This window comes from Escherichia whittamii (genome assembly GCF_014836715.1).
GTDB classification, from domain to species: domain Bacteria; phylum Pseudomonadota; class Gammaproteobacteria; order Enterobacterales; family Enterobacteriaceae; genus Escherichia; species Escherichia whittamii.
The window spans coordinates 319,915-344,330 of sequence record NZ_JACSQI010000003.1; the positions used below are offsets into that span (position 1 = coordinate 319,915).

Here is a 24,416-nt window from a genome sequence, read left to right on the forward strand (position 1 = left end):
TTCCTTTTATATCTTATCATTAATTTAATTGATACTTTCTATTGCCGTGAACTTAAGCAATCATTTTAACTGATTAATAGCTATATCTATAATATTATGCGTTACTAAATTAGCATAATAAAAATCATTATGCATAATAATTTCTACATTTTACTTTATAACCTTATCCTTTTTGATTTTCTTAAATTGACGAACAGTTCTGTATATAGAAAATGGAAGAGTAATGAATCCAAAAAATGATCCTTTTTTCTGTACTAGTATTTTCCCCAACATATAAGATAAATGCTGCTTAACTCTATCCGCTTCATGGGCATCACGGTACATACACAGTGCTGGAAGATTACTTTGTTTTTCAGCAGTATACTGCTTATGCCATATTTTTCGCTCTTTTACTATGGCTTTTGGCATACTAATTACACCAAATAAAGATTTAGAATGTTGAATCATGATAGCGCCGAGACGATATTCCAGCCCTTCTTTAATTCGCTTTGCTGCCCCATATAGTTCTGGTAATTGATGTTGTTTCAGTTTTTGATTTTCCAAATAATATTGTTCTAGTTTTTCCTGAACTAGATGTAACTGAGTTAGCATCAAGTCTTTTTCTTTAGTAATTCTATCTAAATTTTGTTTTTGTTGATCTTGATTAGATTTTTCTTTCACCAATTGATTATTAAGAACATCTATATGTTTTTTTAATTCTTTAACATCAAAATCATCTTTCTCTTTAATCTTTTGATTATGTTCAACTTCTTCTTTCAAATTATGGAGTTCACGTTCAATAAATAGTAACTCTTTTTCTTTTTTGCTAATAAAAGAAACTTGTTTTTTTAGTTTCTTTTTTAACTTCCTGTTTTTTGCATATAATTCTTTTTTTCGTACATTATAATATTCAAGCTTTTCTTTCATCTGATTTAATTGTGATGAAAGTAGATAATGCTCCTCTGCTTGTTGAGTAAGGTTAGCTTTATAGTCAATAAGAGAATTTTTATAAAGTTGATGTAGTTTTGAAATGATTTCTATTGTAACCAATCTTTGTTGAACTAAACTAGCCCAAATAATATTAGGATTAAATTTTTTATCATTACCTGAAAGTGCAGGGATATTTGCTTCTGATTGAAGTTTACTGTAGAGGCATTGACTCTCAGGATATTGAGTGAGTACGATTTTTAATAAATAATCTTCAGCAACATTGTCATTGAAGCATTTATCACCTATTTTAATATCAATACCAGAAAGGGCCATAACTTCTTGTTTTGCCTCTTCATCTATTAATAAAGGTGATGCGGATGATTGTTCGCTACAAGAATAAATGCTTGTATTTATACATTCTTGAAAAGAGCATATATTTAGCGGTATCTTTAGTACTGACTGTAATTTCTCTACAAGATTTTTTGTGTTTTTTTTAATTTGCCCCGAGCTGATTAACAGGCAGCGCTTCCGGTTATTAGAGTAAAAATCAAGCAATGCCGTATTATAAGCTATCCAGTTATCAATTAAATGCTCTACCGTGTTATTAACAAATGACTCTCGGCTATTAGCTGCTTGCTCTAGGACAGACCTTGGATGATCATAAACCAGAATGAAAGTTAGGTTTTCATCAAGTGATGCCCAGTAGTCTAAAGTATAAATAGCATACGGATCTGACCATCCCCAAAATTGTCGCTCTAAATTATTAAGAAATAAGTCTAGTGCCATACCATGCCAGACACCGGAGACATTTAAAGGAGAGAATCCAGATATATTGGTAACTTCACTGATCTTGGGAACATTATATGCTTTACAAATAATGTTGGTTATATCTTGCGGAGTTAAGCGTTCTCGTTTTGATGCACTAGGAATCTCCATCCCATATTGAAGGAATTTTTTCTCGACAATATCAAAATTTGAATTAGGGTGCCCAACTATAATTATTTTGTTCATCAACTTCCTCTGCTTAATACATTATGCAATTTTAATAATGAATATTATCTATCATTATAACCATTGGGGTTTTTCAATTGCCATTGCCATGCATCAGCTAACATTTGATCTAAACTTCGTTTAGCTTGCCATTTTAAATATTTATTGGCTTTCAACGGAGATGACCAAGACTCGGCAATATCCCCCTCTCTCCTTTCCGCGATTTCATAAGGAATAGTTATGCCTGATACCTTTTCAAAGCAAGAGATTAGTTCTAAAACAGAATACCCTTTACCCGTCCCTAAATTGAATGCATGATAATTAGTTTGATGGTTTTTAGTAATATATGATAGAGCGGCTTCATGTCCCTCTGCTAAATCCATTACATGTATATAATCTCGCACACCTGTACCATCTTTTGTAGGATAGTCTCCCCCAAAAACCATAAGCTTTTCTAGCTTACCAATTGCAACTTGTGTTATATAAGGAACTAAATTACTCGGTATATCAGATGGGCTTTCTCCAATCATTCCTGATTCATGAGCACCTATTGGATTAAAATACCTCAGGCAAATGAAATTTATATTGCGATATGTTTTTGCAATATCCATAATCATTAACTCTGATATATATTTCGATGTACCGTAAGGATTTAAAGTACCACCTATAGCGCAATTTTCAGTAATAGGTATTATATTAACATTACCGTAAACTGTTGCAGAAGAACTAAAAATAAAGTTAGCAACGTTATTATTGATGGCAAGATTAATTAGATGTAATGTCCCAGACACATTATTAGCATAATAAAAATCTGGTTTTTTTAATGATTCAGCAACAGATTTCGCTCCGGCGAAATGCATTATACATTCAATCTTATGTTTTTTTATTATTTCAGAAACTCTGTCTTCATCATTTATATTTAACTCATACAATATAACTTTTTTTTTAGTGATAGCTTCAACTCTTACAATGGACTCTTTGGATGAATTACTAAAATCATCAATTATTACAACATTATGCCCTTTATTTAATAGACATAAAGTCGTATGTGAGCCAATATAGCCTGCCCCACCTGTTACCAATATATTCATTATCACCTCAAAATAAAATATCAGTGTTTATTTCTTTCTTTTCTATACTCCTCCATCCCCTCCTGAACATCCTCATGAAAACTAACCCTATTATCGTCTTTAAAAACAATCGCCACATCACAAAACTCTTTCAATAAATTCAAGCTATGTGAAACCATCAAAAAGCTAGACTCTTTATGCCTTTCTTTAAACAATTGAGCGCACTTCTCTTTAAACCTGGCATCACCGACCGCTGTTACTTCATCGACGATATAATAATCAAACTTAAATGCCATGCTTAAACCAAAGCCTAAACGCGATCGCATACCAGATGAGTAAGTTTTAATCGGCATATCAAAATACTTGCCGAGTTCGGCAAATTCTTCAACAAACTCTATTTTCTCTTTCAATTCTTCTTGCTTCGCATATAAACGCGCAACAAATTTTACGTTTTCGCGTCCGGTTAAACTTCCCTGAAATCCACCTGCGAGGCCGACTGGCCATGATATCGTTTTATTGGTGATGATCTTTCCACTATCGGGGCGGTCAATGCCGCCAATCATTCTCAGTAACGTTGATTTACCTGCACCATTACGACCAATAAAGGCAACGCTTTTTCCCGAAGGGATTTCGATGTTTAAATCCTTAAACACATAGTGTCGCCCCGTTGGCGTGCGATATGACTTCGTCAAATTCTCAATCTTAATCATGATGTCAGCATTGCCTCCTCACGAGTTCGGTATAATGCCAGACCAATGAACAGAGTTATCAATGTGAACATTGCCAGGTAGTTCAGACTCACGCCTTCGCTGATATAGCCAGGCATAACTGCCTCGCGGCTTAACTCCACGACATGCACTAATGGGTTCCAGAGCAGATATGACCAGTATTGCTTAGGAATTGAGTGCAGAGGGAACATAATGCAGGAGATGAAATAAAGAGGCTTAAGAAGTATCGGCAGAACCTTTTGCATTTCGGGGAAGGTTTTACCAACGACCATGAATATTAAGCCAATGCTGCATGAAAATATGATCAGCAGACTCCAGGTGCCGACAAGTTGTAAAAAATTTGTTATCTCGAAATATTCACCTGCCATCCAGACGATAAGCATGAGCAATATATAAACAGCAACGTAAATCAGTGTCTCAAGCAGTGCACGTGCAATGATCGTATCGATGGGTTTTACTGGTCGATAATTAAACAGCCCCTGGTTCGCTTCAATAGCACCTACAGAACGATTGCTGATACTGCTAAAGATAAAAAAGGGAATCAGACCATTAAGTAAAAACACCGGGAACGAGATATCTGGCATCGTGCGGTGCATAATGTAACCAAAAATGCCCAACAGTATCAGCAAATGCGCGGAGGGTTCGAGAATCGCCCACAGATATCCCAGACGAAACTTACCAAAGCGTGTTCGTATTTCTCGTAGAAATAATGCCTCTACGGTGACTTTCTGGACTTCAAATCCACTTCTTGCCATTTGATGATGTGATCCTAATCTCTTCAGGTACGCTACCGCCCTTGGCTTAACAGCTACCAATACACTGGAAGTAATACTTGTTTGTAATTGGATAAAATTCGTTCAGACGGTTTAACTTTTTAATAGTCGCGAACAATTTCAGCAGAAATTATTTCCGCAGGGATAAATTAAGCTATTTCCGCCTCGTTTCTTCTATTCCATTCTTCAGGCATAAATGTATTCGGTCTTCTGGTAATTTCAGAAAACTGGCCGTTTTAGAATGTAGAGTTAATTTCTCAGAAAATTATGCGTAACTCTTTTTGCTTAACCCACATGGTTTAAAAAGACGTAAAACACCATGCGTTCTGGATTACTCCGGAACACATGAGTCACTAATTCCCTGAGAAATTATTTTCATTATTACTATTAACTACTTGATTATAATGCTCCCCTATGAACTTTATACGTAGCAACATCTGCAACCTGCCTTACACCAGAACGCACGCGATTTATTACCAATAAATTGTTTACCGAGAAACTATTTCCCTATTTAAAATTCACTCATGTACTTCTTATTTATATCTACAGCCCCCTCTTTGCGGTCATATTTGTGATTTCAATCACATTTAAACGATGTTATTTAAATCGCGTAAATAATCCCGACGGCAATTATTGTTGTCGATTAAAATACATGTCTTGATTATTTAGTGTGTTTATTTTAACCAGCATTATAGCCAGCACCATCCCTCAGTAGATATACCTGAGCAGACATTGTTTCAAACCGACGGATAGTTTCTGTGGAAATTATTATACTTATTTAAAATTTCCCTTCTGATTGTATCCAGGAATTTTAGTAATTTCCAGGCTACACAAAATACAGATCACACAAGAATTATCCTATATGTTTTGACCTATCAATTGCCACCTAATGATTTATTGCATCTATTAATAATCATGATGTATTGCCACACGTAAGCATATTTACAGGACGCTAGGCTGTTTCAGGAGAGAACTCGTATCTGTCGTTTTGCAGAACATTCAGTGATGGCGGGAATGGGATATTTCTTATTGCAAAAATATTTAACTCGGTGAGTGGATAAGAAGATTATACACTCACCTTTCGGACTGAATTTCACAGGTAAGGAATTTACCGAAACACTTATCCTCTTATCAACTCCAGTCGCTGCACATTCACCATCCCTGGCTTCTCACCCGCACTGACATCAATTTGTGTCACCCGCAGCGCAAACTTTTCATTCAGCGTATTGAGCCAGTTCAGCAGGTCATTAAACACCACAGGTTCTATCCAGACCTGGATATTCTCCCCGCGCTCGGCTATCCGCTTGATGACCACAGAATGCGCAGAAGCACTGTCACTGATGACCCGCGATACCTGTGCAGGCGTGGTTGTGGTGGATTTTCGCGCCGCATTAATGTCCGGCGCGGCGCTCTTCAGTCGCGCGTTCATCGCCACCAGCTGTTGCAACATCGTCTCCTGTTGCTCAATCCGTTCGCTCAAAGGCTGCCAGATGAGGACGTAATATCCGGCGCTAAACAGAAACACCGCCGCTGCCAGTAACATGCCCTTTTCACGCGGCGAACGCCCCGCCAGGTGTTGTGCCAGCCAGTGTTCGCCACGGCTTAACTGGCGCTCACGCCATTGCTGAAAATAGTGAATAAATTTATCGCGTAACATGTTATTTCCTCCGCAACGTTACGCCGCCGGAAACCGCATCACCCTCTTTCTGTAACGCGTCCTGTTGCACAACATAATCAGCCGCCAGTGCGCTACGCAGTTTGTCGAAGCTGGCAAAGTTCGCGGCCCGCAACTGGAGGTGAAGAGTCTGGCGTTTTTGATCAAAGGTGAAACCACGCATCTCGATGTCGGAAAGTGACGCCGTTTTCAGGGTGCTGGCGATCGCTGACAATTCTGCGAGCAGCCAGGTATCGTCGGCCTGTGGGCGATATTTTTTCAGTGCCATCGTCACCTGGGAGCGCAAATTCACAATCCGTTTTTGCTCCGGGAACAGCGTTAAGAACTGTTTCTCAGCCTGGGCGCGGCTTTGCGCCACCTGTTCGCTGACACTCCATAACGTCACGCCCCTTTCCACGACTAACGCCGCCAGGATAATCAATACCGGCAGAATCATCACCCGCCAGCGCGCCCACTGTTTTCGGTAGCTGACACGAGGCTGCCACGGTCCAGTTAGCAGGTTCCCTTCCGGTTCGCCATAAGCGGTAATGGCGGGCAGAGTCGTAACTGTCAGGTGTTCAGCATCTGCGCCAGCCCATGCAGATAGCTCTCCCTGCGCGATCCCGACCACGGTTAGCGAAAGCGGTAAATCCTGCTCATTGAGCTGGGCGCGGAACATCACCGGAGCCAGCGCCCGCCCGGCGCTCCATCCCCGGCATTCATCGATGCGGCAGATAACCCGTTGCGCATCGCCAGCCATATAGCCACAAGGAATGGACATCCAGTCCGGCGCAACGGTAGCGCGGGTAATGCCGTTTTCCTGCAACCATTGCGCAATGTTGCGCATATGCTGCTGGTGAATCACTGCCACGGTTGCCAGTTGCTGGTCGATTTTCAACGGCGCAAAATGCAGTTCGTCGATATCCTGGTTCAGCTCTTCTTCCAGTAAGGCGGGCAGAATAGTGGGTATCTGCTTGCGAGGGACATCAGGCAGTTCAACCTGCCAGACGCTGATCCATTCGCCGGGAATGTAGACTCGAATCGCATCAGTTTGCAGCCATTGCTGGAGCTGTTCGTTGTCAACGTCAGACCAGATGCCGTGCTCCACGTCGGTGGTACGGTGCTGCCAACGGATGGGATCGGAGGCGCAAAGCGGGATAAAAATCTCAAGCATGGAACTCACTCACTTTCTCCTGTCTGATGCCAGAGAACCGAAAAGTGTTGTGGTCCCATACGGACAATTAACGAGTTCATCGTCAGTTCAATCTCATTCACGGTGATATCTGAACGCAGCCAGAAGTAATTGCTGTCCACGCTCAGGACGGTTTTTAGCTGTTTTTTAGTACGCTCATCGACGTCAGCAAGTAGCGGCTGCGCGAGAAACTGATCGACATCTTCCCAGCCCTTCGCCGGACGTTGTTGTAATAATGCCCGCGCCTGAACAGGGCTTAACCATGGGTCAAACAGTGCCTCAAGAATCACGCTTTGCGTGACGTCTAAGGTGTTGATGTTGATTTGTTGGCGGGTCATCGGTAACGCACAGACCAGCGGTTTGAGTTTTTGATAAAGTCCGGCGTCCATTCCCTGTACCACGCGCATCTCGCTGATTTCAGCCAGCGGTTGATTAGCGGCGTAGAACGGCACCGAGCGGGCGAGATACTCGCTGTCTTCACGACCCAGACGCGTCTGCACGCTGCGGTCCTCGTCAATAAACTCCCACAGGCTTTCGGCTATCAGTTCGGCCCGATAAGCAGGTACGTCGAGGCGCGAGATCAGGGCAATCAGTTGTTGTACCGCGAGCGGACGCGACGCCGTTGTCGGTTGAGCAAGGGCATTCAGGTTGAAGCAGGCCTGTGCGTCGCGCAGGGTAACGGCAATTTGCCCCTGGGGCAGAGGGAAAAAACGAGGGCCAGAAGCCCACGGCTGTGCCAGATGCACACGTTTTTCATTTTTCAGGCTCAGACTGAGCGCACTCAGCGCCAGGCTTTCTGCACTGGCGCTATACCACAGCGCCTGCTGGTACTCCTGCTGGCTGCGCGTTCTTCCCAGTTGCTGCTGCATCCGGCCCGAAAGCGTGATGGTCACCAGCATCATGACCGCCAACAATACCAGCACCACGACCAGTGCCATTCCGCGTTTTGGTGGTGAGGTGATCATGATAATTGCGGCCCGCGTAACAACCAGATGCGTTCAATCTCGCCCCATTGTGGCGAATGCAGAGTCATGCGCACCGCCACAGGGATCGCCTGCCCTGACGACCAGCTCGCCTGCCAGCGCGTGCCGTCGTAGAACTGCAAACGAAGCGAATCCGCCGGGATTAATTTTTGCGTTGTCGGCTGCACGCTGCCTGCTGCATCGGTCAGCGGCCAGGACAATCGTTCAAGATAACCGTCATGAATGCGGTAACCGACGGTGAGCAGATGACTGCGCGGCAGGCGCATCAACGGATTAACCACGCCGCCACGCACAAAGCGCATTCCTTCACTCTCAGACGCCAGCACGCCAACGCCCGCCAGTAACGCAGGTTCTCGCTGCCCCTGCTCGCCTCTTACCGTGCGCGGCATCATTTGTGTCAGATCGTGGGTCAGAAAACTCATCGTTTGCTGCATGAGGTTTAGTTTTTGATCGTGTTCGTCGACGGCGCTATTCACGCGCGTGACGCAGTTTGTCACCTGCTGCGCCATCAGCGCCAGTGAGGCAAAAATGGCGATTGCCACCAGCATTTCCAGTAACGTAAAACCAGCGTGGGTCCTTTTCACTGTTGGCCTCCCACGGCGCTAAACCAGGCGCGTCGTGACTGAATCACCCGCGAAAAGTCTTCGTGAAGACTGACTTCAATATCCACCGCCTGGAGCAGCGCATTGCCTGTATTCAGTGGAATCGTTCGCCAGTACCAGCGGTTTCCGGCCATATCACTCTCGCCCTGATGCCTGACCGCCCGCTGCTCGCGGGTCATCAGGTAGAGCAATGCGGTCTGGTTTTCGGCCACCCAACCAGCCACCGTTTTCTCCTCAAGAACTTGCTGATTACTCAGCGCACCGCTGGCAATCTGTAGTACCGCCGTGACCGCCAGCGCAAAAATCGCCAGCGCGAGCATCACTTCCAGCAACGTAAATCCGCGCTTCATGGCAACTTCTCATCACATTGATTGAGGGATAACGCGCCATCGTGCGCCAGCTTTACCGCCCAACATGCGTTTTGCGCAGCAGCGTAAAAACGCAGCGTAAACGGCGTGGCGGGTTCAAAAGGCGAAAAACGGATCTGCGGCGTCTTCTTTTTCGCCTCTTTTTGCAGCTCCAGTTCAATATCATGCAGCGTCAGGCGGCGACGTTGCAGCTCCAGCGCATACTCCTTCTGCCAGATATCACTTCCGGGTTGTAACAGCATCTGCACCTGTTTCGGCACCGTAACCTGTGCCGATAACCGGGTCGCAGAAACAGGCAACCACTGCCCCTGACGACGCTGCATAAACTGGTAGCCTGGTGGGTCGATTAACACACCGAGTGTTTGTCCTTCAATCACCGCCCTGTCCTTAAACTGCGCAAAGCGAGTCAGAAAATCCTGTGCCGCTTTTTTCGCGGGCGGTTCAGAACGGCTCGCAAAAGTCTGCACCACGCCAGCACTGGCAAGGCCGATAAGGAAAATCACCAGCATGATTTCCAGAAGAGTGAATCCGCGTCTGGGCACTGATTACTGAAACTCCTGCAAATTCCAGTTACCGATATCTGCGCCAGCGCCTTCTCCGTTTTCCTGACCATCCGCCCCTAAGGTGTAAACATCAAACAGTCCTTTTTCACCGGGGCTGAGATACTGATAATCATTGCCCCACGGATCCTTTGGCAGTCGTTTGATGTATCCACCGGTACGGTAGTTGCGGGAATCCGCCATATTAGCCGGTTGCTGGATCAGCGCCTCCAGCCCCTGCTCGGTGGTCGGATAACGCCCGTTATCCAGTCGGTACATATCCAGCGCGTTTTCCAGCGCCACGATATCGCTAATGGCTTTTTGCCTGTCTGCTTTCTCTTTGTTGCCCAACAGGTTAGGCACCACCAGGCTTGCCAGAACGCCAAGAATAACAATCACCACCATTACTTCCAGCAGGGTAAAACCTGCCCGTGGTTTTTGCGTGCGAGATAACGAATTCATGTGATAACTCCGTAAATTACATTCCAACCATATTGTTCAGTTGCAGCATCGGTTCAAGGATGGCGATGACGATAAACAGCACCACGCCCGCCATCATCACCACCAGCGCAGGCTCAAACAGTCCTAATGCCAGTCCTACCTGGGTATCAAATTCCCGTTCCTGGTTAACTGCGGCCTGCTCAAGCATGGTTTCCAGTTCGCCGCTCTGTTCGCCGGAGGCGATCATGTACAGCATCATTGGCGGGAACAGCCGCAACTCCGCCAGCGCGGCGCGCAGACTGCTTCCTTCGCGGACGCGATCTGCCGCCAGCAGCAGTTGTTGTTCGACATAGCGATTTGCCGACACGGCGGCGGCGGTCTGAATGCCTTCCAGTAGCGGAACACTGCTGGCGGTGAGGATGCTTAACGTGCGGGAAAAGCGCGCCGTATTCAGTCCGCGCGCAACACGCCCCGTCACGGGCAGGCACAGCAAAGTTTTATCCCAGCGCAGGCGCATAGCAGGGTTTTTGAGTAGCCGTTGCCCCAGCACCAGAAGCCCCAGCAGGCCCGCCAGCCAGTAAACGCCGCTGGTCTGTAACGCGTCGCTCATGGCAATAAGCGCGCGGGTGGAAGCGGGCAGCGCGTGTCCAAGATGATCGAACTGTTCGATGATTTTCGGCACTACCGCCGTCAGCAAAATAGTGACCACGCCCGTTGCCACCACCAGCAATACCAGCGGATAGAGCATGGCCTGCAGCAGGCGTGATTTCAGGCGCTGGCGCTGTTCGGTGTAATCCGCCAGGCGATTGAGCACCACGTCGAGATGCCCGGATTTTTCTCCGGCAGCCACCATCGAACAAAACAGGGAATCAAAGACGCGGGGATGTTCGCGCAGGCTGTCCGAGAGGGTGTAACCTTCCTGAATCCGGCTGCGTAGCGCCATTCCGAGACTTTTTACATGCAGTTTTTCACTTTGCTCACTGACCGCCTGTAAGCAGGTTTCCAGCGGCATTGCTGCCTGCACCAGCGTTGCCAGTTGGCGAGTGAACAGCGCCAGATCTGCCGCCGCCACGCGACGATGTGCGTGCCGCCGACGCTGCAACATTCCCCCTGACGAAGCATTCAGCCGGGCTTCAATGTGCACGGGAATGAGCTCTTTACCGCGTAACAACTGGCGGGCATGACGCGCGGAATCCGCCTCAATCATGCCTTTGGTTTTGCGACCATTGCGCTGTAGCGCCTGATAGTAAAACAGTGCCATTACGCCTCCATGGTTACCCGCAGCACTTCATCGAGAGAGGTTTCTCCGGCAAGCACTTTCTCAATGCCGTTGCTGCGGATACCCGCAGAGTGTTGCCGGACATAACGTTCCAGCTCCAGCTCCCCGGCCTGACGGTGGATCAAATCACGCAGCGTGGCGTCCACTACGATCAGCTCATGGATGGCGGTACGTCCGCGAAAACCTTTGTGATTACAGGCGGGGCAGCCCTGCGGATGGTACAACGTGACGGTACGCGCATCGGTAATCCCCAGCAGGCGTTTTTCTTCGTCAGTGGCAGGCGCGGACTGGCGGCAGTCGGTACACAGCGTGCGAACCAGTCGCTGCGCCATCACGCCCGTCAGGCTGGAAGAGAGCAGGAAAGGCTCAACGCCCATATCCTGCAAACGCGTGATCGCCCCTACCGCCGTGTTGGTATGCAGCGTGGAAAGTACCAGATGCCCGGTCAGTGAAGCCTGAACGGCGATTTCTGCGGTTTCGGTATCGCGGATTTCACCGACCATCACTACATCCGGGTCCTGACGCAAAATCGCGCGCAGGCCGCGGGCGAAGGTCATGCCGACGCGGGTGTTAACCTGTGTCTGACCGATCCCTTCAATCATGTATTCGATAGGGTCTTCAACCGTGAGAATGTTACGCGAGTGGTTGTTCAGCTCCTGCAATCCAGCGTACAGCGTGGTGCTTTTGCCGGAACCGGTCGGCCCCGTCACCAGAAAGATGCCGTGCGGTTTGTGTAACAGCTGACGCAACTGCGCAGTCAGTTCGAGACTTAAACCCAGACGCTCCAGCGTCAGGCGGGCCTGGTTTTTGTCCAGCAGTCGCAGCACCACGCGTTCCCCCCAGGCGGAAGGCATGGTAGATACACGGACGTCGATCGCCCGACCACCCAGCAGCAGCGCAATACGGCCATCCTGCGGTACGCGCTTTTCGGCGATATCCAGCCGCGCCATTACCTTGATACGTGATACCAGCAGCGAAGCCAGTTTGCGCCCCGGGCGCAGCATTTCATGTAATGTGCCGTCAACGCGAAAACGGATCACCAGACTCTTTTCAAACGTCTCAATGTGGATATCCGAAGCGCCTTCTTTAATCGCCTCTGCCAGCATGGCGTTAATCAGTTTGATGATCGGCGCATCGTCGTCGCTTTCCAGCAAATCTTCCGTTTCCGGCAGCTCTTCTGCGAGGGTAAAAAAGTCCTCGGCAGAGCCGAGATCTTCCATCAACTGGCGAGCTTCGGAAGAGTCCCGCTGCCAGACCGCATTCAGTCGCTGTTCAAACTCGGCCTCATCGATTTGCCGCAGCGTAAACGGCGCGTTCAGCCCCCGCTGCAGCTCCTGCAAAACAGAGAGCGACAACGGGTGGACGTGGAGGATCTCCAGCGACGCTTCGCACCATGCCACCAGGCTAAACCGACGGCTGAAACTGTAAGGCAGACGCACGGTGTTAGCGGTGGTTTCCTGTGCTACAGGCACCATTAACGCGTTCTCCCGGCATTAAGAAACGCGCGGACTTCCGGCGGTAAGGCCTGGTTTTGCGCTGGCAGTACCGGCTGCGCGGTGTGCGGCATCAGGCTTAAGCCTTGCTCATCGCGATAGATCTGCTCGGCGCGCATATAGTTATATTTGCGCTGCGAAACGCCGTCTGCCGCCATACCGTCACGCAGAATCGTCGGGCGAATAAATACCATCAGGTTACGTTTTTCTTTTTTATCCGCCGTCGATTTAAACAGGTTACCAATCAACGGGATATCGCCCAGCAACGGCACTTTCGCCACGCTTTCTCCCGCCTGGTCGTCCATCAGACCACCAAGCACAATCAGCTCGCCATCGTTAGCCAGCACGGTGGTTTTCAGTTTGCGCTCACCAAATACCACATCGAGGCTGGTCTGCCCTTCCACCTTCGACACTTCCTGTTCAATCACCATCTGTACCGCGTTACCTTCGTTAATCTGCGGCGTGACTTTCAGCATGATGCCGACTTTTTTCCTCTCTACGGTGTTGAAAGGGTTGCTGTTATTGGAGCCAACGGTAGAGCCGGTTAATACCGGAACATCCTGCCCCACCATGAAGAAGGCTTCCTGGTTGTCCAGCGTGGTGATGCTCGGTGTGGAGAGGACGTTCGAGCTGGAGTCGTTTTTAACCGCCTGTACCAGCGCCATCCAGTCGCCTTTTACCACGCCAACCGCCGTACCGCTAAAGCCGGAAAGTAGCTGGGCGAGCGTGGAGAGATCGCCATTGGTGTCCGGGTTAATGGTGGTAGCGCCGTTTTCGCTGATCACCGTGGAGCCTTTCTGCGGCTTCGCCTGAGATATCGCCGCTCCCAGCGTGCCAATTGGGATCTGCGTACCGTTGGCAAACTGCATTAATCCGGCATCTTTCGACGCCCACTGCACGCCAAAGTTGATATTGCTGCCTTCGGCAACTTCCACGATCAACGCTTCGACATGCACCTGAGCACGGCGAATATCCAGTTGTTCAATCACGCTTTGCAGCGACTGCATGATGTCCTGCGGCGCAGTAACAATCAGGGCATTACTGTGTTTGCTGGCGGCGATAGAGACGACCTCACGCCCACTACCGACCGTACCTTCCGCCTCTTCTTTAGCCGCCGTGAGCGTGCCGCTGACCTGTTTCAGAACATCGACCAGATCTTCCGCTTTGCTGTATTTGAGATAGAACACCTGGCTGTTGCCGCTGCGTTCCATTTCTGAGTCCAGGCGACGGATCAGGCGGCGCATTTTGTCCCGCGTGGCGGGGTCACCGCTGACAATTACGCTGTTAGTGCGTTCATCAGCAACAATTTGTGATTTCAGCGTCGCAGGCTGGTTCTCGCCGCTATTTTTGGTCAGGCTTTCCAGCACGCGGGCAATTTCCGAAGCCGAGGCGTTATCCAGCGGGATAACCTCTTCGGTGCGATTTCCTGCGTGATCCACGCGCTGGATCACTTCCGTCAACCGCTCCACGACTGAGGCGCGTCCGGTAAGCATAATCACGTTGGAGGGATCGTAATTAACGACGTTGCCTGAGCCCGCGCTGTCGATCATCTGGCGCAGAATCGGTGCCAGTTCGCGTACCGACACATTGCGTACCGGCACCACTTTAGTGACCATTTCATCGCCTGCGTAGTTGTCGCTGCCTTCACCGACCAACGGCAGCGGCTCGACTTTTGCGGCGCTGGATTTCACCACCTTCAGCACGTCGTTTTCCATCGGTACGACCGCATACCCCTGCGCTTCCAGCAGGTTAAGGAATAGCTGGTAATACTGGCGTTCATTGAGCGGGGTCATGGTGCGAATACTCACTTTCCCCTGCACGCCCGGCCCCATAATGATGGTTTTATTGAGATTAGCGCCGACGGTTTCGATGAACGATTTCAGGTCGGTATCTTTAAAATTAGCGGTAAAAGTGGCTTCTTCCGCCCAGACCGGTGAACTACATAATGCCGCTGCCAGCACCAGCGGCAGTAAACGCTTTTTTGTTTTGAGGCCAGTTGTCTTTTTACGCCAGACCGACAACGTAATATCACGCCAAAACACGATGAATGATTCTCCTGGATTAAATGCGGTTAGCGCAGCGCGATGGAAATGTCGTAGCGCGCACCCTTGCGTAAAACCGTAAGTTGAATGGAATCCATTGAAGGTAACTGCCGCATCAGAGCAATCATTGCTCGTGGATCAGTGAAATCCTGCTGATTTAACGCAATGGCGATATCGCCTTCCTTGAAACCGCTGGCATCGAACAGAGAACGATCTGCCCCCGGTTTCACTGCATAACCGACAATCCCCTCCTTACGCACAGGCGTAAGTTGGATATAGTTAAAAATTTTCTGCGGATCTTTCGCCAGTGCCTGACGCACAGCCGTCGGGATCTCAACTGGCGCACTGACAGCAGGCTCAACAACAGCTTGCTTTGCTTCGTCACTGGCGGTTTTTTTGTTGGTCACAGCAACAGTGGAACGTTCCTCTTCTGCCAGACTCAGACGCTCCATTTTTCCCTGATAGCGCAGCATCACATGGTCGCGGTTGATTTCCTCAATCACCGCGTTGTGAGAACCAAGCCGTTCGCCCTGCAAATAAACCTGTTGTTTGCCGCCTTCTTCAATAACCGCACCGGGTCTGGCGCCAAAGGCAATCCCGCGCAGTACCACGTTAAGACGCGTTTCTGCCACTGGCGCAGGTTCGGGTTGTTTTACGGGCGCGGCAACGGGCTGATATTTGCCAAACCAGTTTTGCTGGCTGATTAATTGCACGTCGTTTTTATCGAACGTTTTTGCATCCGCACGGGTCGGTTTATTCACCGATGGGGAAACCGATGCATATTCCGCAGAAAAGGAGATATAGCGCCAGAATGAGTACGCCATTTTTGCAGAAATAATAAGCAGCATCAGCCAGAACATCCCGCGTACAATTTTTCGCAGATGCTCTTTGTCTGTATTAAGAGATTGTCTCTGGTTAAGAGTGTGACGAATTTTAGTCAACCACTGAATGAGATAAATTCGTGCGTCACGAAAAACAACCCGCGCCAATTTATATACCCGACGTTATGCTTTGACTATTCCACAGGTGGTACGATCCAGTTTCCGCTGATACTGGTTACCTGTACGTGTATCATTAATCGTTATGCTGTAATTAATTCCCTCGGTGATCATTAATTTCACCGTTGGGTCTGCGCACATTTGTCGTTGATAGCTGGTTAAAAAGGCGTCAGGCGTCTGCGTGGTCTGAGAACCCGCTTCGCTGATAATGGTCATTTTTACCGTCGTGCCGCTACTTTGCGCCAGCACTAAGGTATATCCCGCAGATTTAATTGGCAGGTTTTGACTGATATTTTGCGCCTGTTTTTTCGCCAGTAAACTGGCGTTTTCATTATGGCTGACGCAGCCACTTAATAATCCTGTAACGCTCAACAATAGCGATATTAATACCCTCCCTGGCATCTTTTTTATCGACATGGTTAATAATCTCTAAGGTTATTAATAAGAGTAAAAATGTCACTTCGATAATGACGTGGTTATCATTAAAGCAATGCCTGTAGATAAAGTGTTGCTATACCGCCCAGACTTAAACACGGTCCAAAAGGCAGTGTGGTTGACCCTCTTTTTGTAATAACGGCATATATCAGGCCGCAGCATGAGGCAATTAAAGCCACATTGGGTAACGACAACGCCCCTACCCAGCCACCTAAAGCGGCGAAGAGTAATACATCGCCCATGCCTAATGCTTCTTTACGCAGAACTATTCCGGCTACCCAGCGCAGAGAGTAAAACGTAATAAACCCCACCAGAACGCCGGTGACTGCGTCTTGTAGCGTGAGCGGACTCTGCTGCGCCCATGCCGCAATCAGCCCTGTCCACAATACGCCCTGCGTAAAAACATCAGGCAGCCATTGGTGATCAAGGTCGATGATACTCGCGGCAATCAGCCAGGCGGATAATATCATCACCGCCAGCCCCCATCCACTTTCCGGCCAGACCAGACTCGCCAGTAAAAAAGCGAGTGCCGTCAATAACTCCACCAGCGGATAACGTTTGCTGATTTTTGCCTGACAGTCACGGCAACGCCCTTTGAGCATTAGCCAGGAGAGCAGCGGGATGTTGTCACGAACGCGGATGGTCTGCTGGCAATGCGGACAGTGCGAACGCGGCAGCGCAAGGCTTATTTTTGACTGCGTACTCGGCGTTTCACCGTGAAACTCCGCCATTTGTTGGCGCAGCATGATGGGGTAACGCCAAATCACCACATTCAAAAAACTGCCGATAATCAATCCTCCGACGGTAGCCAGTATGGGCATCGCCGCGGGGTATTGCTGAAAAACATCAAAATGCATGGTTAAAGGCTATTTGTTGTAACTTGCCGGATGCGGCGTAAAACGCCTTATCCGGCCTACAGGAGTCAGCCAACGCAAATAATCGCGGCTTTCCCCGTCTGTAGGCCCGATAAGCTGGCGCATCGGGCATATGTGTTAACCCGGTGCGCCTTATTTCATGCCGGATGCGGCGCGAGCGCCTTATCCGGCCTACGGGTGTCTGCCAACGCAAATAATCGCGGCTTTCCCGTCTGTAGGCCCGATAAGCTGGCGCATCGGGCAAATGTGTTAACCCGATGCACCTTATTTCATGCCGGATGCGGCGCGAGCGCCTTATCCGGCCTACGGGCTTACTCGGCTGACATCTTATGCTCGGTAACCTGATTAATGGTTTCCGGCCCTTTTACCGGTTTCGGCAGACCAAGCGACGCCAGCGTCTTGTAAGCCGACTGGCTCACACCGCCTTCGAAGCTCATCTCGCTCGCTCCCGGAAGCTGGTAAGCATTCGCGCCCGGATTCCATTTCTTAAAGAACTCCGAAAGATCCGTCTGGGCTACCCAGGAGGCGCACAGCATCAGCGTGTCCGCAGCGTTACCGTTGGATTCGGCACAGTAATTCTTGCCACCAAAGGTCTTGTCACCAACATCATCGCCGCGTGCTTTACGGTGCATCAACTGGAACAGGTTCCAGCCTTTCATCCCTTCACGATCGCTGTAGAACGCTGGCAGCTTGCTATCTGGATACCACTTCGTGATATCAAAGTTTTTCTCTGCCCACTCCTTCAGCTGTGCGTACATCAGCAGACGGTCACCCGCACCGCCGCGCGCCCATGCCTGACCGTTGCTCTCGTTCAGATATTCCGGCGCAACGGTAATATCTTCAGCGACACGGTTCATCTTGCCGAGATAGCGATCCTGCATGTACAGCGCCAGCACGTTGTTCGCGACTTCAGTTGCGCCCGGTACAGTCAGCGGCGTTTCTGCAGCGTTGTGACCTACTTCGTGCCAGATCAACCAGTCGTTCAGCGGTGTCGTCGGCAGCGTGGTGCTGTTCGTCGAGAAGCTGCTGTTCATTACCGGATAACCAGAGTGCGCATCACCAATGGAGATCTGCACATCGTTGGCGAAACGGTGTTTATGCCCCGTCAATGCTTTATAGGTAAACATCCGGTGCTTACCTTGCTCGCCATCACGACCGTAGAAGTCATTCATCGAGCTGGCAAAGGTATCCAGATCTTTAGCGAATTGCTCCAGTCCGCCAGTGTAATTGCTGGCATTCAGGTTGTTCTTCGGTGTGGTGTAGACGAAAGAGTCTGACTCCAGCTCGCCCAACGGCGCAGGAGATTTCAGATCGTTTATCCATTTACCGTCTTTATAGAACGGCGCTTTCACCACACCAGTAAAGTTGAATTCAGCTGATTTCTCCTCCTTGCTGTCGCCCTTGATATAAATCAGACCACCGTAAGGAACCGTAAACTTCACCTCACCATTGGCTTTCAGATCATAGGTTTTAGTCACTCTTGGCGGACGGTTCAGAGCAACTTCATGCTTCTCACGTCCGGTCAGGTCGTCAGCCAGCGCCACGGTGACAGTTACAGGAACGTTCGCATTGGACTTAATGGTGACCTCTTTCTGAGCCGGAGCCCACAGACCAGTAGACTGCATGTTACCCGCAAACCATTTGGTCGGATTCGAGTACAGGCTGATAGTTTCAGTAACCTCCTGCCCCTCTTCCGATACCGCCCCCGGATACTTCTCGACATCAACCTTAATGTTCAGATCCCACCAGGAACGGCCCAGCATCAGGCGTGTCAGCGGTTTTTCCATATAGTTGAGCGGATAGCTCGGATTCATCATGCCCGCTTTATTAACGCTCTTCTCGCCGTAGATCATGTTGTTATCGACCAGCGATTTTTTCAGCTCATCAGAACACTGCGTGCCGCCAGTATAGGCATTGTTGGCGTAGCAGTTCAGGAACTCGGTGAACGTTTTAAAGCCCAGCTCGTCTTCCTTGCTGCTGTCATAGCTATATTTAATGTCGTTCCACAGCCAGACCGACATGTTCTGGTACAGACGTTCCAGATCGACGCTGCTCAGACGCTCACCTTTGCGACCATTGGTACGGAAGTAAAGCTCATGCTGATACAGGCGCTGAATGTTAGTTCCCAAATCCGCTGCCTGTAGCATCGCTTTTGCAGTGTCGGCGCTGAGATTCAGTTGCGTATAGCGCGGAACATACATGCTACCAGTAACCGGAACCCCCGTGCCAGGACGATGTTCCAGGCAGTTGATTTCGTAGTGGTAGTCAGGATCCTTACACACCTCTAATCCAGGAAATGCCTTAATGATTTTTGCCTTGGCCGCCTCCAGAGATTCTTTTGTTTCATGCTCTGCCTCATCGATAAAGGCATAGCGCTTGACCTGTTTGCCATCAACATCTTCCAGCCAGCTGGCCACTTCCAGTTTCGGCTTGTCATCAGGCTTATTTTCTTCCTGATATTTCCAGGTCACTTTCCCCGTATCTGGGTCGATGGTGTACGGCGGCTGCGCACCGTCTGCGGCTGGATAACGTTCATATACCCAGATACCTTTTTCGCGCTGCTGACGAACGCGATCCGGATACCCTTGAGGATCGTTATTCACCACCGACTTGTTCAGTGCCATTGACAGGCCTGCGGCATCCAGCAGACGCACAAAGCCAGACGCGCTCTCTTCCTTAAGATTGCTCATCACGTTTTCCATGATCAGCACCGAGCCACCTTTGTTCATATAGGCGATCAAATCGGTCACATCCTGCTGAGTCAGCTTCGGTTTGCTGGTATCTGCACGCAGAGGCACTGCATAGGGATCGCCCCCCACCTGAGTCACATACTCAAAGCCGTTGAGGATCAGCAGCGGCATTTTCTGCGGATCGAGATCGCCATAGCTACTTAAATGCTCAACGGAGATACCCGCAAAATCCGGATGGAAGCCGAACTCAGCACTGTTTCCTGTAACCTGACCATGACGTTTGAAATAGACGGTATCCAGGTTGGTACCTACAGTCATGCTAGTTTTCGCGTCTGGCGTCCAGCTATTGTTAGACAAATAGCGCAACACGTTCTGCATAAAGTGCTTCATGTCATTTGAATCACTGTTACGCATACACTGACCGCTTTTATCAACACCGCCTTCCCAGCTGTAACCGTTCGGACAGCGGAGAATGCTGTTGTAGTGCGGGTTACCGATAACCATCAGCTTGCCTTCGCCTACTTGTCCCAGCGAGATAAACGGCAGGTTGAAGGTGGCAGTTTCGCGTGTCACGTTCTCCGGGCGCACAATGGAAGGCGCTTCAGTAATGTACGCCAGCTCATTTTTATCCCAGGCGCGTTTTTCGCCGAAGGCCAGCCAGTAGTTTTTATCATTACGCGCCATCAGAATCGGGAAGGCCGCGTTGGAGATATTCACCACCGCCTGACCGCGCGCATTACCCGTGCTGCCATAGAAGTTGGTAGAGTCATGGAAGACGTGGAATTTCGTCACAGATTTGTAATCTTTATCCACACCCCACAGCTTGTTGATTACGCCCTGAATCTGACCTTCATTAACATTGCGTGCTGTCAACGAGAACCAACGTTGAGAGTTGCAGCCCCCAAGGGAGTCACAAATTGCTGTATCAATCTCTTTAGCCTGCCCGGATTTAAGCTGCTCAAGAAATTCGTTTTTCCGCTCAAAGGTTTGATCGCCTTCGCTCAACGCCTCACCATTGGATAACGAGAGATTGATAATCTCGTTGATCACGTTGGGATATTCAGCAAAGACCTTACGCACTACGTCCGGCACTTCACGCTCATCATTTTTTCCGGCCTGGGAGTAACGATGAATAAGCTGATCGATATTCGCGCCGCGAACTTCGTCGCCCAGTTCCGTCAGCGCAATAGTCGACTTGTTACCGCGCACTGAGCCCAGTTCAAAGGTGTCGATGCCAAAGGAGATGGTTTCACCCCAGCTGAAGTTGAATTTGCCGTTTTCGCCAGTTACGCCACGGCCTGAGCTGGTGTAGTAATTGACGCCAACCACACCATTGCCCATGCTATCTACCAGTCGACCTTCGGAGAGAATGATTTCCGTAGGTTGATACTGATAAAACTGTTCCGCGTTAGCCGACACGAAGGAGGCGTTCAGATCCGGTTTTGTTCCCGGCGTGGTGACTGGCACGACCGGTGAAGTATGAGTGGATGGCGCTTTATCGGTCGCGGCATTGTTTTCCACCTCTTCATTGACCAGCTTTTTGAACTCTTCCGGTGCCAGATCGATTTGCTTATACAGCGAGTCAAAGCGTTTACTCTCGATCACCGAGGAGAACGTCAGGCAAACCTGCTCTGTATCCGCCGGACAACTGTTCATGGAGGTTACCAGCGAGAGCGCATTGCTTTTCTTGTCGTCGGAACCCGCCAGTTCTTGCGCGTCCTCAAGGCTAAATGACACTTTTTCAACCGCACGCAGGCTACGCGCAGCTTCTGACTGGGTGTCGAAGGTGGCAATTGTCGTGTTGTTCCCTGCCACACAGGTGACTTTGTCGCCTGGCGTAAAGGTAAAGCCGTCGCTGGATTCACCATTACATTTAGCACCAGTTACCCGCTGGCTTCCGCCCAGGGTCAGGTAACCTGTTTTCGTAGGAACAGGTTCTGGCTCCGGTTCTGGTGTTGGCTCTGGATCAGGTGTCGGGTCCGGAGTAGGTTCAGGCTCCGGGGTTGGCGTTGGATCGGGTTTCACTTCCGGCAAAGCCCCTGTTCCAGAATCTACAGGCGGGTTATCGGAGGAAGAACCTGAACCGCCGCCATCACAACCGGTTAATAAGGTTGCGCTTAAAATAGCCGCTAAAAGCGATTTTTTATATTTAAATTTCTTATTCATTAATAACGCAAGTGACAAAAAGTAGTTAAAAAATTCGTAACTGAGGAAATAGTTTTATGTTTTATCTTCTCTAATAACTTCCTCCATTCTTAAAAAAACTGCATTATTGATAACGAAACAGGTGAAATTTATAAGAATATCCCCTATTCGAGGTCAGACAGGGTATTCATAAAAAGATTCAACAAACAAAAAAGTAACAATTATTCACAATGTAACTATCCCAAGTTGTTGATAGTTTTAACGATTGCGATTGCAAAAGCAACAGATAGCACGGTGTTTACTCATCAAGCGAACACAATTAATACAGACTTGTTTTGCGTGGCAAAAAAATAGATGTTCTCACTCCCTTAATTATTTAGCGAGTTATCTGAACACGAAATATTATTTATACATGGATAATAAACCACGAAATGATTTTGCAATTATTTAGTCAGGATAATGAAACGAGAGTAGAAAGAAGCCGGATGATATTTACGATCATCCGGCTTTATTGATTTACGAAACTAACATCCCGGTAAACACATACGCCTGCAGCAGGGTGATAATGCCGATAACGCTGGCAAAAATCAGACTGTGCTTCACGGTGTAGCGGAACAGTTCAGATTCTCGGCCCACCATGCCCGTCGCGGCGCAGGCCACGGCGATAGATTGCGGGGAGATCATCTTGCCGGTTACGCCACCGCTGGTATTTGCTGCCACCAGCAGAGTGTCAGAGACGTTAATTTGCTGTGCCGTGGTCGATTGCAGTGAACCAAACAAGGCGTTAGAAGAAGTGTCCGAGCCGGTAAGGAAGACCCCCAGCCAGCCGAGGAATGGCGAGAAGAACGGGAACATCACGCCTGTACCCGCCAGTACCAGCGCCAGCGTGGTGGACATACCGGAATAGTTGGTCACGAAGGCAAATGCCAGCACCATGCCAATCGACAATATCGGCCACTTCAGGCTAATTAGCGTTTCTGCAAAGACGCCAATACCTTTCTTGATCCCCACGCCGAGGATGAAGATAGAGATAATCGCCGCAATAAAAATAGCGGTGCCGCCAGCGGAGAGCGGGTCGAATTTAAACACCGCATCCATTGGCGTTGGCTGGGCGACAATGGGTGCCGCTTTCAAGACTTGTTGATGCAAATGGGGGATCTGAAAATTAATCACCAGCGAATAAAACGCGCCGCCCGGAGCAAATAACGCTTTAAACGGTTTCATGGTCCAGATGGTGACCAGTACCGTTAAGATTAAAAATGGTGACCACGCGCGAATGATTTGCCCAAGGCTATATTCTGAGGGTACTGGGCCGCCAGAAGATGGCTTATTCACTACCATCGCACCTGCGGATTGCCCCATGCTGATTGCCGTTTCAGTATTTTTTGGCCGCCAGACTTTAAGGAATAAAGAGAGTGAGACGATACTTACCAGCGCCGAAGTAATATCCGGCAGCTCAGGACCAATGTAGTTAGAAGTAAAGAACTGGGTAACCGCAAAGCTACCACCCGCAACCAGCGCCGCTGGCCACGTCTCTTTCACCCCTTTCCAGCCGTCCATCATTGCCACCAGCCAGAACGGCACCAGTACCGACAGGAACGGCAACTGCCGTCCCGCCATTGCGCCAATGTCGAACGGGTCAATGCCAGTCACCTGCCCGGCAACCAGAATAGGCACGCCCAACGCACCAAACGCCACCGGCGCGGTGTTGGCTATCAGACACAGTCCCGCCGCGTATAACGGTTTGAAGCCCAGCCCCACCAGCAGTGCGCCAGTAATCGCCACTGGCGCGCCAAAGCCCGCGGCACCTTCTAACAGCGCGCCAAAGGAGAAACCAATCAGTAACACCTGCAAACGCTGATCGTCGGTGATGGAGATAACCGAGCTGCGGATAATATCAAACTGACCGCTGGCAACGGTTAATTTATACAGGAATACCGCCGCGACAATAATCCAGGCAATAGGCCATAATCCATAAATAAAGCCATAGCCCGCAGCAGCAAATGCCATATCAATCGGCATTTTAAAGGCGAATATCGCAATCAGGATAGATAATATAAGGGTTATCGCTCCGGCGACATGTCCTTTCAGACGTAATACCGCGAGTGCAACGAAGAAGAATATTATCGGGATCAGGGCAACCAGAGCGGATAGCCCTAGTCCTCCCATCGGCATATACATTTGAGTCCAGGTAACCATATTGTTCAGTC

The 24,416-nt window shown here is 49.1% G+C and carries 19 protein-coding genes; all 19 read right to left on the minus strand.

The window, feature by feature from the left end; genetic code table 11:
• Window positions 1-150: 150 nt before the first annotated feature.
• Window positions 151-1,920 carry a hypothetical protein gene (locus H9644_RS07255; RefSeq protein WP_064529695.1) on the minus strand — a complete coding sequence of 590 codons (1,770 nt, stop codon included), beginning with the start codon at window positions 1,918-1,920 and terminating at the stop codon, window positions 151-153.
• A gap of 44 nt (window positions 1,921-1,964) precedes the next feature.
• Window positions 1,965-2,990: a UDP-glucose 4-epimerase GalE gene (gene galE, locus H9644_RS07260; RefSeq protein WP_191773924.1), complete on the minus strand. Its 1,026-nt coding sequence runs from the start codon at window positions 2,988-2,990 to the stop codon at window positions 1,965-1,967.
• A gap of 20 nt (window positions 2,991-3,010) precedes the next feature.
• Window positions 3,011-3,679: an ABC transporter ATP-binding protein gene (locus tag H9644_RS07265; protein ID WP_064529693.1), complete on the minus strand. Its 669-nt coding sequence runs from the start codon at window positions 3,677-3,679 to the stop codon at window positions 3,011-3,013.
• On the minus strand, window positions 3,676-4,452 hold the full coding sequence (locus H9644_RS07270; protein ID WP_064529692.1) for an ABC transporter permease: 777 nt from the start codon (window positions 4,450-4,452) through the stop codon (window positions 3,676-3,678). The genes H9644_RS07265 and H9644_RS07270 overlap by 4 nt, the downstream gene beginning before the upstream one ends.
• A gap of 1,138 nt (window positions 4,453-5,590) precedes the next feature.
• Window positions 5,591-6,127: a GspM family type II secretion system protein YghD gene (gene yghD / locus H9644_RS07275; RefSeq protein WP_191773925.1), complete on the minus strand. Its 537-nt coding sequence runs from the start codon at window positions 6,125-6,127 to the stop codon at window positions 5,591-5,593.
• A 1-nt stretch (window position 6,128) separates the two neighbouring features.
• Entirely contained in the window at window positions 6,129-7,307 is a 1,179-nt protein-coding gene (gene gspL / locus H9644_RS07280; RefSeq protein WP_191773926.1) for a type II secretion system protein GspL, read from the minus strand.
• A complete protein-coding gene (gene gspK, locus H9644_RS07285; RefSeq protein ID WP_191773927.1) occupies window positions 7,304-8,281 on the minus strand; it encodes a type II secretion system minor pseudopilin GspK in 978 nt (325 codons plus the stop codon). Before gspK ends, gspL begins: the two co-directional genes overlap by 4 nt.
• The gene (gene gspJ, locus H9644_RS07290) at window positions 8,278-8,883 is read right to left on the minus strand and encodes a type II secretion system minor pseudopilin GspJ (RefSeq protein WP_191773928.1); all 606 of its coding nucleotides are present in this window, start codon (window positions 8,881-8,883) and stop codon (window positions 8,278-8,280) included. The genes gspK and gspJ overlap by 4 nt, the downstream gene beginning before the upstream one ends.
• Entirely contained in the window at window positions 8,880-9,251 is a 372-nt protein-coding gene (gspI, locus tag H9644_RS07295) for a type II secretion system minor pseudopilin GspI (RefSeq protein WP_191773929.1), read from the minus strand. Before gspI ends, gspJ begins: the two co-directional genes overlap by 4 nt.
• Window positions 9,248-9,811, minus strand: a complete 564-nt coding sequence (gene gspH / locus H9644_RS07300) for a type II secretion system minor pseudopilin GspH (RefSeq protein ID WP_064529687.1) — start codon at window positions 9,809-9,811, stop codon at window positions 9,248-9,250. Before gspH ends, gspI begins: the two co-directional genes overlap by 4 nt.
• Window positions 9,812-9,814: 3 nt before the next feature.
• On the minus strand, window positions 9,815-10,270 hold the full coding sequence (gene gspG / locus H9644_RS07305) for a type II secretion system major pseudopilin GspG (RefSeq protein ID WP_001087296.1): 456 nt from the start codon (window positions 10,268-10,270) through the stop codon (window positions 9,815-9,817).
• A gap of 16 nt (window positions 10,271-10,286) precedes the next feature.
• Entirely contained in the window at window positions 10,287-11,510 is a 1,224-nt protein-coding gene (gspF, locus tag H9644_RS07310; protein WP_191773931.1) for a type II secretion system inner membrane protein GspF, read from the minus strand.
• Window positions 11,510-13,003 (minus strand): type II secretion system ATPase GspE, encoded by a 1,494-nt coding sequence (gspE, locus tag H9644_RS07315; protein WP_191773933.1) that lies wholly within the window; start codon window positions 13,001-13,003, stop codon window positions 11,510-11,512. The genes gspF and gspE overlap by 1 nt, the downstream gene beginning before the upstream one ends.
• Complete coding sequence (gene gspD, locus H9644_RS07320; RefSeq protein WP_000498829.1) at window positions 13,003-15,063, minus strand: type II secretion system secretin GspD; 2,061 nt, start codon at window positions 15,061-15,063, stop codon at window positions 13,003-13,005. Before gspD ends, gspE begins: the two co-directional genes overlap by 1 nt.
• 29 nt (window positions 15,064-15,092) lie before the next feature.
• The gene (gene gspC / locus H9644_RS07325) at window positions 15,093-16,052 is read right to left on the minus strand and encodes a type II secretion system protein GspC (protein ID WP_191773935.1); all 960 of its coding nucleotides are present in this window, start codon (window positions 16,050-16,052) and stop codon (window positions 15,093-15,095) included.
• Window positions 16,053-16,067: 15 nt separating this feature from the next.
• Complete coding sequence (gspS2, locus tag H9644_RS07330; RefSeq protein WP_191773937.1) at window positions 16,068-16,478, minus strand: type II secretion system pilot lipoprotein GspS-beta; 411 nt, start codon at window positions 16,476-16,478, stop codon at window positions 16,068-16,070.
• 65 nt (window positions 16,479-16,543) lie between these two features.
• Window positions 16,544-17,353, minus strand: coding sequence for a prepilin peptidase PppA (pppA, locus tag H9644_RS07335; RefSeq protein WP_191773939.1), 810 nt, complete (start codon window positions 17,351-17,353; stop codon window positions 16,544-16,546).
• A 329-nt stretch (window positions 17,354-17,682) separates the two neighbouring features.
• Complete coding sequence (sslE, locus tag H9644_RS07340; protein ID WP_191773950.1) at window positions 17,683-22,227, minus strand: lipoprotein metalloprotease SslE; 4,545 nt, start codon at window positions 22,225-22,227, stop codon at window positions 17,683-17,685.
• Between the two features lie 495 nt (window positions 22,228-22,722).
• Window positions 22,723-24,405, minus strand: a complete 1,683-nt coding sequence (glcA, locus tag H9644_RS07345; protein WP_000259282.1) for a glycolate permease GlcA — start codon at window positions 24,403-24,405, stop codon at window positions 22,723-22,725.
• Window positions 24,406-24,416: the final 11 nt, after the last annotated feature.